This is a genomic window from Colwellia chukchiensis (assembly GCF_002104455.1).
Lineage (GTDB): Bacteria > Pseudomonadota > Gammaproteobacteria > Enterobacterales > Alteromonadaceae > Cognaticolwellia > Cognaticolwellia chukchiensis.
Genome location: NZ_NBOC01000009.1, coordinates 19423 through 32207, shown reverse-complemented (window position 1 = coordinate 32207; position 12785 = coordinate 19423). Strand labels below are relative to the sequence as shown.

Sequence of the window (12785 nt, the reverse complement as noted above, 5' to 3'; positions counted from 1 at the left end):
ATGAAGATGAATTGGAGCCGAGCATGTCATCACTTAAGCCAACAAGGTCAAAGTTATGTGTTAGTTACGCTTGTTGCGGTGGCTGGTTCAACGCCCAGAAACAACGGCACAAAAATGGTGGTGAGTAAAGATGGCATTTTTGACACCATAGGCGGTGGTCACCTTGAGCATAAAGTCATCAAACAAGCGAATAAATTGTTACGGACCGGCAAAGCCGCTCAGCAAATTGAACACTTTCAATTAGGCAGTCAATTAGGACAATGCTGTGGTGGCAGCGCCAGTGTGTTATTTGAATGCTTTGCACAACATGCGGTGAATATTATGTTATTTGGTGCCGGTCATGTTGGCAAAGCGCTAGTGCCGATTTTAGCGCAATTGCCTTGTCACATTACTTGGGTAGACTCGCGTGCAGAGCAGTTTACCAACGACCTTGCAAAATATGACAATTTAAACTGCATCGTTAGTGACGCGCCTGAGTTAGAAGTTGCGCGCATGCCTGCAGCAAGCTACTTTATTGTCATGACTCATAATCATCAATTGGACTTTGCCATTAGCCAAGCCGTTTTAACGCGCGCTGATTTTCATTATTTAGGGTTAATTGCCTCAGCCACTAAATGGCGACGATTTCAGCAGCGCTTTAAGCACCGTGAAATTGACCCTAGCCAAGTGGCACGCATGAGTTGTCCGATAGGCTTAAGTCAGGTTGCGGGCAAACTACCGATAGAAGTAGCGGTGTCGATAGCGGCAGAAATTATCCATTGCTATCAACAGCAACAGGCAGAGCAAGCTCAGAGCCTGAGCATTGATACTACAACAAACCTAAGTGCGCAAAACAGTCAAGCAAAGCCGGTTAATAACGTACGCGCTCGCGGGCAACAAGGCGTATGTTGGCAAGATATTAAACCATTACTGACCAACAGCTAATGAATACCAAGCAGTGATTAAGGAACAAGAACATGAATGTAGCGCACTTAAACCAATTAACAGAGCAACAAGCCACTGAGCGCTTGTTGCAATGTTGTAGCTCAAGTGCATGGGTTAGCGCCTTAGTGCAAGCGCGGCCATTTTTGGATAAAAACGACTTAGTTGCTAAGGCAGATTTGGCTTGGCAAAACTTAACTGAGGCTGATTATTTAGCAGCCTTTGCGGGCCATCCACAAATTGGCGATTTAGCCACATTGCGAGCGAAATATGCCAACACTCAAGCACTGGCCAGTGACGAACAAAGCGCGGTGCGTGCCGCTTCAGAGCAAGTAATCGCGTCATTAGCGCAGGCAAATGCCCAATACTTAGAAAAATTTGGTTTTATTTTTATTGTTTGTGCAACAGGCAAAACGGCTGAGCAAATGTTGGCGCTATTACAGCAGCGTTTAGTTAATGATAAAGCCACAGAGCTGCGTAATGCTGCGGCAGAGCAACGCAAAATCTTTCACTTACGCTTAGAGAAATTATCATGAGTCAAATTACCAGCCATGTTTTAGATACCACGCGCGGTCAACCGGTTGAAAACTTAGCCATTAGCTTATTTGAGCAAACCCAGCAAGGGTGGCGTGAATTAGCAACAGGGGTAACCAATGCCGATGGTCGCATTAGTGATTTATTAACAGCTAAGCATGTACTTTCAGCCGGCGTATATCGCATGCATTTTGCAACCCAAGCCTATTTTATCAGTCAAAAGGTGACAGGCTTTTATCCCTATGTTGATATTGTTTTTGAAATTGATGCCAGTGGCGCACATTACCATATTCCCTTGTTATTAACGGCATTTGGTTACTCAACCTATCGCGGCAGCTAACGGGTTTACTGCGTTATGATGACTAAAAAGTGCCAACTTATCCGCCCTGAGCCATTAACTAGCGCGGCATTTCGTGAATTTGGTGATGTCATTGAAGCCAGTGATAGCGCAAAGGTATTAACGATAAATCAAGGCTATACCCAGCGTTACCATGATTTAGCTACTGTTGATGTGAGTGACCATGGTGGCCATGCCTTGATCAATATTTTTCGTACTACGCCATTAGCACAACCTATTGCCATTAAAATGATGGAGCGCCATCCAAAAGGTAGCCAAGCGTTTATCCCGTTAGGTCAACAGCCCTATTTGGTGGTAGTGGCGCCCAAAGGCGATTTAGACTTAACACAATTACGCGTATTTAAAGCCAGTGCAGGGCAAGGGGTAAACTACCATAAAGGCACATGGCACCACTTTTGTTTAGCTTTAGATGTAGAAAGCGACTTTTTAGTCATAGACAGGGGCGGCCCAGGTGATAACTGTGATCTGGTTACACTCGATGGCACGCACCTGATTGTTGCCAATTAGGCAAGCCATACTGGGCATAGAGCCGAGCCAGTAAACAGTAAACTTAGCGGATAAAATAACCAGAAGGTCAATGTGAATGTTAAAAGTATATCGTGGTGAACTGCTACACTTTTTAGCCGATCCAGACAAAGTACCGCTGTCAGAGAGTTACCAGTACTTTGCCGATGGTGTCATGATCATTAAAAATGGCTTAGTCGAGCAAGTGGGAGAGGCAAGTGAGCTGTTAGCGCAGCTAGACGAGAATGTAGCGCTTATTCATTATCAAAATGGCCTCATAATGCCTGGTTTTATTGATACTCATGTGCATTACCCGCAAACTGAAATGATCGCTTCCTATGGCGAACAATTACTTGAGTGGCTAGAAAATTATACCTTTCCATTTGAGCGCCAGTTTGCTGATTTTGAGCACGGTAAAAATGTTGCAGAATTCTTTTTAAATCAATTGCTAGCCGCTGGTACCACTACAGCATTAGTGTTTGGTACGGTTCATAAAGCCTCTGTCGATGCGTTTTTTACGGTTGCTCAACAAAAAAACTTACGCATGATTTGCGGCAAAGTGCTCATGGATCGCAACTGCCCTGATTATTTATCGGACACCGCGCAAAGTGGCTATGAAGACAGTAAAGCGTTAATTGAAAAATGGCATAACACAGAGCGTTTACAATACGCGATAACCCCAAGGTTTGCGCCAACGAGCTCAACTGAGCAACTCAATAAAGCTGGGCAGTTACTGGCAGAATACCCAGGGGTTTACCTGCACACTCATTTAAGTGAAAACAAAGCAGAAATTGCTTGGGTGAAAGAGCTATTTCCAGAACGAGATGGTTATTTAGATGTCTACGATAACAGTAAACTACTGGGTCGGCGCAGTGTGTTTGCCCACGGCGTACATTTACATGATAACGAGTGTCAACGTTTAGCGACAACCTCATCTGCCATTGCATTTTGCCCTAGCTCGAATTTGTTTTTAGGTAGTGGCTTGTTTAATTTACAGCAAGCAAAAGCTTTTAATATCAATGTAGGCTTGGGCAGTGATATTGGCGCAGGTACGACCTTTTCCATGTTAAGCACCATTAATGAAGGCTATAAAACCCAACAATTGCGACAAGAAAAGCTCAGTCCGTTTCAATCATTTTATTTGGCGACCTTAGGGGGCGCAAAGGCGTTAGATCTTGAAGGCACAATCGGCAACTTTGTAAAAGGTGCAGAAGCAGACTTTGTGTTGTTAGATTATCAAGCAACCCCCTTGATGGCCCGTCGTATGCAGCATTGTCAAACACTGACTGAAAAACTGTTTATTTTAAGCATGCTCGGCGATGAACGCCATGTGAAAGCTACTCATATTATGGGAGAGCGGGTGGAGCCAGAGCCAAGCAATGACTTAGGCAATGACTAAGGTAATCGTTCGCCTAGGTTAGCCAATTAGTGACGGCGTTAAAAACTAAAGCGCCTTAGCGAAAGGTAAATCATAACAGCAGTACAATAACAAAGCTAAAAGGTAAGGAAGGGTATGGATCCGTATATTAATGAGTGGTTAAACTTAGTGATCCGCTTCGCGCACTTGATCACTGGCATTGCATGGATAGGGGCTTCATTTTATTTTGTTTGGTTAGATAATCATCTACAAACACCACCGAAAACGAAAGCCGAGCAAGGCATTGCTGGTGATTTATGGGCAATTCACGGTGGTGGTTTTTATGAAATTGCCAAATATAAACTCGCGCCCCCTCATATACCTAGCACTTTACATTGGTTTAAATGGGAAGCCTATAGCACCTGGATCACCGGCTTTTTATTGTTGTCATTGATGTTTTATCTTGGCGCTGAAACCTATTTAATTGACAAGCGGGTAGCCGACTTATCGCCATTTCAAGCGATTTTATTGGGCATTGGCGCGATAGTGCTTGGTGTTGGTAGTTATGAGGCATTAGTGCGCACAAAGTTACGCAATTACAGCGGTGTCTTGGGGCTGATTTTAATCTTGCTTGTTACCGCGTTAGCTTATGGCTTAACGCAAGTATTTAGTGCGCGAGGCGCTTATATGCATATCGGCGCTATTATGGGGACTATTATGGCAGGCAATGTGTTTTTCGGTATTATGCCTTCACAACGTGCGCTCGTGAACGCGGTGGCAAAAGGGAGTGCGCCTGATCCCGCCTATGGGCTTAATGCAAAGTTACGCTCAACCCATAACACCTATATTACCTTACCGGTGTTATTTATTATGATTTCAAACCATTATCCCATGACCTTTAATCATAGCGCCAACTGGTTAGTACTGATGGTGATAGTGGTCATTACTGCTATGGTGCGGCAATACTTTGTACTGCGTCACTTTGGTAAACAAAAACCGCTGATCTTAATTGCGGCGGTGTTGGCCACCATAGTGTTAGCTATGGCAATTGCGCCGCCAACTGCGCAGTTGACTAAACAACAAGAGCAGCACGTTATTAGTGATAAGCAGGTGTTACAAATGTTCCAACAACGCTGTAACACTTGTCATAGTGAGCAAGCCACAGATCCTGTCTTTACGGTTGCACCGGCTGGACTTAGCTTTTCAGACATAGACACCATCAAGCAATGGGCACCACGCATCAAAGCCCGTGTTTTAGACGCACAAGATATGCCTTTTATGAATAAAACCGTCATGACAGATACAGAGCGGCAACAATTGGCCCACTGGATCGCAAATTTGGCGCAACAATAATTGCCTCGGTTAATCAGCGGCGAGGTTAGCTAAGCGCCAATGATGGTATTTAGTTGGGCTAGGCGTGATTGAGAAATAGGAAACTTTAGTGAGTAACAAGAAAACAATAACCAGCAGTATTCGAGAAAAAAATAAAGCTATTATATTGGCTGCCGCCAAGCAAGAGTTTGTTAATTATGGTTTTAAAGGTGCGTCGATCAAGCGTATTGCAGAGCGCGCCAATATTGCCCGCGCCAATATTCATTATTATTTTCAAGATAAAACCGACTTATATCAGCAATTACTCAGTAATATTATTGCCGTTTGGAATAACGACTACGATACCTTGTCGGCTAACGAGCACCCTAAACAAGCCTTAAGTGCCTATATTCGCGCCAAAGTGATGCACGCGAAAAGCGACCCAGAGGCGTCACGGATATTTGCCAGTGAGTTGATCCATGGTGCCCCGGTATTAAACAACTATTTAAACAGCGAGTTTAAGGTTTGGATTAACAATAAGGTTATGGTGATAGAGTCGTGGATAGAGCAAGGGTTAATGGATAAGGTCAATCCACATCATTTGTTATTTTTAATCTGGAGCTCAAGCCAACATTATGCTGACTTTAATGTACAAGTTGTTGCGGCATTAGATAAAACGGCAATGACAGATGCAGACTTTGACGCTGTGGTCGACTCATTAACACAGATTATTCTTAAAGGCTGTGGCGTTATAAGTTAGGATTTAGCGACTAACTCGCACTGTAAACGCTTATCAAAAAGCGCAATTGCAAAAGCGAGCTGTTTATGATTTTTCAGTAAGCAGCTGGTTTTAACACAGCAAGTCGCTTGTATCATATCTGGCCAAGCAAATGTTTTACTGTGCATTTTATCACTCTTAACTGTCGAAAACGTTCGCAGCTTAAGCGAAAAAAGCATGAGTTTGTTAAATTTAGCGCAAAGTGGTTGGCTTGTGCGTGTTTGCTCGCTAAAGTGTATACAGTTTTATGTGTTGCCAAATAACGCATTGTTAACGTGAACACCCTCCATAAGGTAGAGCAATGAAAGAAAATTCACCCAATGACGCTATTGCAGCATTGTCGACAAGCTTAAATGACAGTGCCATTTCATCTTTTTTTCTACAAGAAATATTTAATGGGTTTGAAGAGGCGGTTATTGTTACCGATGTTAACCGCTGTGTGGTTTACATAAATGCGGCGACAGAGCAGCTATTTGGTTACAGCAAAGACGAGTTGTATCACCAACAAACTAAAATACTTTATGCCGATGAAAATGATTTTTCTGAGCAAGGGCGTAAGCGTTTCAATGTTGCCAGCAGAATATCCGAAGAAAATTACCGAATTGTTTATCGTCATGCTAAGGGGCAGCAATTTCTTGGTATGACAACAGGTGCGGCTATTCGCAACGCTGCAGGCGAGACCGTGGGATTTATTGGTATTATCCGCCCAGCGCGGTCAGCCGATCAGTCATTGGATGCACTACAAAAAATCCATAATATAACCGCTGATGTTAATTTGAGCCACGAGCAGAAAATTAATGCCTTATTGCGAGTTGGGTTGCAACACTTTGGTTTGAAAATTGCGATCCTATCGCAAATTGAAGGTAATGAATACACAGTGGAAAATTGTGTGGATCTCAATGGTGAGCTTGAGCCCGCAACGACATTTGATGTTACTGATACCTATTGCCTTCATACCCTAAGTGAAAATAGAACGCTGGGTTTTAATTATGTTGCCAAAAGCGAGATTAAAGATCATCCATGCTACGAAAAATTTGCTCTAGAAGCTTATATTGGTAGTCCAATTAGACTGGCGGGTAAGTTATATGGCACGATAAACTTCTCTAGTGCCTTGCCGGTTGAGCCCTTTAGTAAAGATGATTACATTTTAATGGAGCTGCTTTCAGATACCTGCAGCTTTCTTCTATATCAAAAAGTCTCGCAAGCTGAAATGACCGCATTGGCGCGTGTAGATGAGTTAACTGGTTTACCAAATCGACGGGCAACTTTAGAGCGATTAACCGAGCTTATTGCTCAGTCACGACGCTTTGAGCAACCGCTTAGTATTTTATCGATAGATATCGATCACTTTAAACGCATTAACGACCGATGGGGCCATGCAGCTGGTGACTTGGCTTTAGTTAAGTTTGCAAGTGTCGCGTCAACTTTAGGTCGACAAACGGACTTTTGTGGTCGCTTAGGCGGAGAAGAGTTTGTCTTTGTCCAGCCCGGCGCCAATATAGCTTGTGCTCAAGCTTTGGGAGATAAGTTACGCGATTGTTTAGCGCTTGCGCCGATTGATGTTGGTGACGGTGAGCTAAATACCTTAACCGTGAGTGTCGGTATTGCGATGTTGGCAGGTGATGAAACTGCTGAAAGCATACTTGCGCATGCTGATCAAGCTATGTATCGGGCAAAACAGCAAGGCAGAGATCGGGTAAGTCAATAAGTTAGCAGCACTAAAGTAGGTTAATAGCTATAACATTAAAGCGTACATAAACATTAAGTGCGTAGCGAGTTAACCATTTTAGGTTATGTTGTCTGCTATCTATAAATGCCGTAGTCTGGCTATTGGTTATAAGCGGCATATTTTAACGTGTGGCGAGAAAAACAACTTATTATGGCGAAATCTATTTCACTATCAGCTTACGTTAAAAGGCGCAATGGTGTAGCGCTTGGTGCGAAAGGGTCGATGAGTCAGATGTTTAAAAACTCATTTGGCGCAGCATCTTTCCAGCAATTTTGGCACTATTGGAACCCAATTTGGGGTTTTTATCTTGCCAGAAATGTTATGAGTCCGTTGCAAAAAATTGTGCCAGCCTGGTGTGCGATAATACTCACCTTTGCTGTAAGCGGTGCGTTACATGATTTAGCAATCAGTATAATTAAGTGGCGTTTTAGCAGTTTTTTTACCCTGTGGTTTTTCTGTATGAGTTTAGCTGTACTAATCACAAAAAAATTCAATATTCATTTTCATTCACAGCCTTGGTTAGTGCGCTCAGCAGCAAATATGACCCTGATAATGATGTGTTTGTGGTTAGCCACTACCATAGAGCGGTTTATACTTAATCTATGATGGCGCTGTTTTAAGTATCTATTTAATATATTAAAAAATTTAATTCATCCTTGAATAGCTCACTGTGTTTCATGCTCAGCAAGCCCTTAACGGCCGGTTTAATACCCCAGCAAGAAAATAGTATTTTTACGCAATTAAGCTATTGCAATTGTCTTTCTAGATGGCTAGACTTCTGGGTGGGTTGTATACCTAATCAGCCAATCAATACCATAATTTAGTACCACCATATAAAAACTATTGTGATGTAAAAGTAAGCTAGGTCACCAGCAGTATAGGCTGGTAAGCTGGTTTTTACTTTGCTTAGAAAAGGGCAAATGCCCACCAGCTAGGAGAGCAAATAGCATGAAATTAGAGTCAATCGCCTTACACGAGGGTTATACTTCAGAAGAAACCACTAAATCTGCTGCAGTACCCATTTATCAAACCACGTCATATACTTTCGATAATACCCAGCACGGTGCCGATTTATTTGACCTTAAAGTGCCAGGTAATATTTATACCCGTATTATGAACCCAACCACTGACGTTTTAGAGAAGCGGTTGGCCGCGATGGAAGGTGGTATAGGGGCTTTATGTGTGGCTTCAGGTATGTCTGCGATCACTTATGCTATTCAGTGTCTTTGTGAAGTTGGTGATAACATTGTCAGTACCAGTGAGTTATACGGCGGTACTTATAACTTATTTGCTCATTCACTCCCTAAACAGGGGATTGAAGCACGAATGGTGAATTATGATGATTATCAAGCGTTTGAAGAGGCGATAGACGAAAAGACCAAAGCGGTATTTTGCGAAAGTATAGGTAATCCGGCTGGAAATATTGTTGACCTGAGTCGTTTAGCAAAAATTGCTCATAAACATGGTGTACCATTAATTGTTGATAATACTGTGGCGACGCCGTATTTATGTCGTCCATTTGAACACGGCGCAGATATTGTTGTGCATTCATTAACTAAGTATATTGGTGGTCATGGTACGTCGATTGGTGGGGTTATTATTGACTCGGGCAAGTTTGATTGGGTTGCTAATAAAGAACGCTTTGCGGTGCTCAATGAGCCGGATCCTTCTTATCATAATGTTGTTTATACCCAAGCCTTAGGCGCAGCTGCCTATATTGGCCGTTGTCGCGTGGTGCCGTTGCGTAATACCGGCGCAGCGTTATCACCTATGAATGCATTTCAGATCCTACAAGGCCTTGAAACACTCGGTTTGCGTATGGATAGACACTGTGAAAATGCTGAAAAACTAGCGGCTTATTTACAGCAGCATGAAAAGGTTAAGTGGGTAAATTATGCAGCACTACCTGATAGTCCTTACTTTGCAAATTGTGAAAAGATCACTAAGGGTAAAGCTTCAGGCATTATCAGTTTTGGCATTGAAGGTGGTGTTGAGTCTTGCGCTAAATTTATTGACGCGTTGCAAATGATTCTACGTTTAGTCAATATTGGTGATGCCAAATCATTAGCGTGTCATCCGGCCTCAACAACTCACCGTCAGTTAAATGAGCAAGAGCTAGCGTCGGCAGGGGTGAGTGCGGATTTGGTAAGAATATCTGTGGGTATCGAGCATATTGATGATATTATTGCTGATGTAAGTCAGGCGTTAGCAAAAGCCAATTAAGCATTTTTACAGCGAAATTTTCCGTAACAGGCTATGGGGAAGTGACGTTAAGTGTTGGCGCGTCGCCCGCGATAATTTACGCCACCTGTAAAATAAAATGCAGCTAATCGCCATCAAGAGCGTCGCGAGTTTTCTTTGTGGCGATTAGTTTAATTTTTTTGGAGATGTTTGGTGAAAAAACTATTACAAGTAGACTTTGATTTTAATGGCCCCTTCGCTGATGAAATGACCGATGCACTGTCAGAGCTGGCGGCCTCTATCAATAACGAGCCTGGTTTAATATGGAAAATTTGGACTGAGAGTGAAACTAGTCAATTAGCGGGTGGCATCTATTTATTTGATAATGAAGCGAATGCCAAAGCATACCTCGCGATGCACTCAGCCCGATTAACCGCGATGGGTCTAAGCAATATTAGAGGCCGTATTTTTGACGTTAATATGGCATTAACGAGTATTAACCAAGGACCCATTGCTAAATAGAGTAAACATTATCTTGGTCATTTTTGCTGATGATGGCGCTAAGCGTGACAGCAGCCAAACGCGATATGCTGTCAGGCCTTGACGCTAACAGGATAGCTCCTATAATTTAGCTAAGGGAATTTAATGTTTTCATTGGCTATGTTTTAGTTAACTAGTTAGCGTTCTTGCCTTACATTAGCGACATACCTGTGCAGAAATTTATATCTCGTCAATTGGTCATTGTGCTCTTGTTGTTGGTTTCTTTACCAAGTGTTGCTGATAACCATAATTTGCTTAATATTGTTTGCCCGTACTTTCCACCCTATAGTTATAGCGATCAGAACAAGGTTGTGGGTATTGGTCCCGACTTGATTAAGCGTGTATTAAATGACAGTAACATTGCCTATAAAATTACCTTAGTTGCCGATTATGCAACCGCAGTACAGGCGCTTAAGGTTGAGTTAGCTGATGGCCTGTTGTTAGCGTCAAAAAGCGCTGCCCGTGATGAGCTAGCCGTTTTTACTCAGCCAATGATGACCAACAACTGGAGTTGGTTTTTATTGAAAAATACCGATTTTGATGTCAAGTCGCACACGTTTAAGTCGCAGGCAATTATTGGTTCGATAAAAGGCACTAATACTTATCAGTGGTTGCAAGACAACGGCTATAAAGTGTTAGCGTTACCGCAAAATGCACGAGCTTTAGTTGCCATGTTAAAATCAAAACGCATTGATGCCGCATTTGTAGCCGATGTTGTCTTTGAATATCCGCTAACGACAGAAGATTTATCATTATTTAAAAAAGTAAAAGAATTAGAAAAGCCATTTGGCATGTATATTAGTCGGCATTACTTACGCAAACACCCCACCTTGTTAGAGCAAATAAATCGCAGTATTGAAAAATTTCGTCATTAACGCGGCTAAACGACGTGTTGCTCAAAGTTAAGTTTTAACCCTAGACAATGTTTTTTGAGTACCCTTGTTTTAAAGCTGAGTGTTATTGGCGTTAACCTTAATTAAACTTCTTTTTATTAGATCATAGAAAACAGCAGCTAAAGCCGCGGTTAGTTGATTTGTTATATATTTTTTATAAAAAAACAGTCAAACTATTACCATTAGAGAAATTTTGGTAAATCGAAAGCAAGTGAGCAGTATTAATGGATCAATCCGCGAGTAAACAGCAAACCAAAGCCGATAAAATGCTCGGTTTAGTGGCAGACTTTTTTAAATTATCTTCGCATAACACTACCATAAAAACAGAGCTGATGGCTGGCCTGACAACGTTTGTCACTATGTCATACATCATGTTTTTAAATCCAATTATCATGTCTAAAACGGGTATGCCGTTTGATGGCTTGTTTTTGGCTACCTGTTTAGGGGCGGCAATTGCCACTATACTCATGGGCTTATATGCTAACTGGCCGGTAGGTCTAGCGCCAGGTATGGGCTTAAACGCATTTTTTACTTTTTCCGTCGTTGGTGCCATGGGGTATAGTTGGCAGGTTGCCTTAGGGGCAGTATTTTTGTCTGGCGTGGTATTTGTTTTAATGAGTGTGACGCGCCTGAGGGAATGGATGTTAGATAGTATTCCCATGAGTTTACGCCTTGCGATGACGGCAGGTGTGGGACTTTTTCTCGGTTTTATTGGTTTACGTTTTACGGGGCTTGTTATCGCTGATGCTGATAATTTGGTAGCGATTGCTGATTTAACACATTTTGGTTTTGGCGAATTTGGGCCTGAAGCACCGGCCTTAGGTTTTTTAAGCTTTCTACTGATTAGTATATTAAGTTACCGTAAAGTTTTTGGCGCTGTTATTATCGGTATTGCACTGACAACACTGATTGCATTTATCATGACGTGGCTCTTACCTAGTGACTTTTTTGTCGTTGCCGAAGCGGCTAAATCTTTCGCTCCTGCATCAGGTTTTGTTAGTTATAACGGCATGTTAGCGGTGCCAGACTTTGCTGCACTGAGCCCCATATTTTGGCAAGCCGATATTGTAGGGGCTTTTCAGGTGGCGTTGATCCCAGTAATAGTGACGTTTTTATTTGTTAATATATTTGATACTGCCGGCACCTTGATGGGGGTTGCTGAGCGAGCTAATTTGCAAGATAAAAATGGCAAAATACAAGGCCTGAGTAAATCGTTAAAAGCCGATTCAATTGCCTCAGTGATCGGTACGGGTTTTGGTTGTCCACCTGTTACCTCATATGTAGAGTCGGCAGCCGGTGTATCTGTTGGCGGACGTACCGGTTTAACGGCGGTAACCATAGGTTTGCTGTTCGCCGTTGGCATGTTCTTTTTACCTTTAGCACAAATGTTGCCAGGCTTTGCCGTTGACGGCGCGCTTATTTATGTGGCTATGTTGATGCTAACTTCTTTAAAAGCACTTGATTGGAATGACCTAACTGAGTATGCGCCCGCCTTGTGTACGGCGGTAATGATGGCATTTACTTTTTCAATTGCTAATGGTATTGCATTTGGTTTTATTACCTATACGATATTAAAGCTTGGTACGGGTAAAGCATCACAAATATCAAAGGGCGTTTGGGCGCTAACAGCACTATTTATTGCTAAGTTTATGTTTTTAAATTAATGGCTAAGGTGTAGC

12 protein-coding genes are annotated in these 12785 nt (G+C 42.4%); all 12 read left to right on the top strand.

Translation table 11 applies throughout. The features are described 5' to 3' along the window. The 12 genes from xdhC to B6K83_RS11020 all read left to right on the top strand — a co-directional run bounded on the left by xdhC (position 1) and on the right by B6K83_RS11020 (position 12770). A complete protein-coding gene (gene xdhC, locus B6K83_RS11085) occupies positions 1–924 on the top strand; it encodes a xanthine dehydrogenase accessory protein XdhC (protein ID WP_085284991.1) in 924 nt (307 codons plus the stop codon). A 32-nt stretch (positions 925–956) separates the two neighbouring features. After that, on the top strand, positions 957–1457 hold the full coding sequence (gene uraD / locus B6K83_RS11080) for a 2-oxo-4-hydroxy-4-carboxy-5-ureidoimidazoline decarboxylase (protein WP_085284990.1): 501 nt from the start codon (positions 957–959) through the stop codon (positions 1455–1457). Next, positions 1454–1795 carry a hydroxyisourate hydrolase gene (gene uraH / locus B6K83_RS11075; protein ID WP_085284989.1) on the top strand — a complete coding sequence of 114 codons (342 nt, stop codon included), beginning with the start codon at positions 1454–1456 and terminating at the stop codon, positions 1793–1795. The genes uraD and uraH overlap by 4 nt, the downstream gene beginning before the upstream one ends. A 15-nt stretch (positions 1796–1810) precedes the next feature. After that, the gene (locus B6K83_RS11070; RefSeq protein WP_437438162.1) at positions 1811–2320 is read left to right on the top strand and encodes an ureidoglycolate lyase; all 510 of its coding nucleotides are present in this window, start codon (positions 1811–1813) and stop codon (positions 2318–2320) included. Between the two features lie 76 nt (positions 2321–2396). Further along, on the top strand, positions 2397–3716 hold the full coding sequence (guaD, locus tag B6K83_RS11065) for a guanine deaminase (protein WP_085284987.1): 1320 nt from the start codon (positions 2397–2399) through the stop codon (positions 3714–3716). A 114-nt stretch (positions 3717–3830) separates the two neighbouring features. After that, positions 3831–5027 (top strand): urate hydroxylase PuuD, encoded by a 1197-nt coding sequence (locus B6K83_RS11060; RefSeq protein ID WP_085284986.1) that lies wholly within the window; start codon positions 3831–3833, stop codon positions 5025–5027. 88 nt (positions 5028–5115) lie between these two features. Next, positions 5116–5745, top strand: a complete 630-nt coding sequence (locus B6K83_RS11055) for a TetR/AcrR family transcriptional regulator (RefSeq protein ID WP_085284985.1) — start codon at positions 5116–5118, stop codon at positions 5743–5745. 319 nt (positions 5746–6064) lie between these two features. Continuing rightward, positions 6065–7471 (top strand): sensor domain-containing diguanylate cyclase, encoded by a 1407-nt coding sequence (locus B6K83_RS11045; RefSeq protein WP_085284983.1) that lies wholly within the window; start codon positions 6065–6067, stop codon positions 7469–7471. Between the two features lie 969 nt (positions 7472–8440). Continuing rightward, entirely contained in the window at positions 8441–9715 is a 1275-nt protein-coding gene (locus B6K83_RS11035; protein ID WP_085284982.1) for an O-acetylhomoserine aminocarboxypropyltransferase/cysteine synthase family protein, read from the top strand. Positions 9716–9886: 171 nt separating this feature from the next. Continuing rightward, entirely contained in the window at positions 9887–10195 is a 309-nt protein-coding gene (locus B6K83_RS11030; protein WP_085284981.1) for a monooxygenase, read from the top strand. A gap of 188 nt (positions 10196–10383) precedes the next feature. Further along, positions 10384–11088 (top strand): substrate-binding periplasmic protein, encoded by a 705-nt coding sequence (locus B6K83_RS11025; protein WP_158088342.1) that lies wholly within the window; start codon positions 10384–10386, stop codon positions 11086–11088. A 242-nt stretch (positions 11089–11330) separates the two neighbouring features. Beyond that, positions 11331–12770, top strand: coding sequence for an NCS2 family permease (locus B6K83_RS11020; protein ID WP_085284979.1), 1440 nt, complete (start codon positions 11331–11333; stop codon positions 12768–12770). Positions 12771–12785 lie beyond the last annotated feature (15 nt).

What these genes read in the sequence shown, in the direction of transcription:
- xdhC (WP_085284991.1), top strand. Translation starts at nt 1, where the DNA reads ATGAAGATGAATTGGAGCCGAGCATGTCATCACTTAAGCCAACAAGGT.
- uraD (WP_085284990.1), top strand. Translation starts at nt 957, where the DNA reads ATGAATGTAGCGCACTTAAACCAATTAACAGAGCAACAAGCCACTGAG.
- uraH (WP_085284989.1), top strand. Translation starts at nt 1,454, where the DNA reads ATGAGTCAAATTACCAGCCATGTTTTAGATACCACGCGCGGTCAACCG.
- B6K83_RS11070 (WP_437438162.1), top strand. Translation starts at nt 1,811, where the DNA reads ATGATGACTAAAAAGTGCCAACTTATCCGCCCTGAGCCATTAACTAGC.
- guaD (WP_085284987.1), top strand. Translation starts at nt 2,397, where the DNA reads ATGTTAAAAGTATATCGTGGTGAACTGCTACACTTTTTAGCCGATCCA.
- B6K83_RS11060 (WP_085284986.1), top strand. Translation starts at nt 3,831, where the DNA reads ATGGATCCGTATATTAATGAGTGGTTAAACTTAGTGATCCGCTTCGCG.
- B6K83_RS11045 (WP_085284983.1), top strand. Translation starts at nt 6,065, where the DNA reads ATGAAAGAAAATTCACCCAATGACGCTATTGCAGCATTGTCGACAAGC.
- B6K83_RS11035 (WP_085284982.1), top strand. Translation starts at nt 8,441, where the DNA reads ATGAAATTAGAGTCAATCGCCTTACACGAGGGTTATACTTCAGAAGAA.
- B6K83_RS11020 (WP_085284979.1), top strand. Translation starts at nt 11,331, where the DNA reads ATGGATCAATCCGCGAGTAAACAGCAAACCAAAGCCGATAAAATGCTC.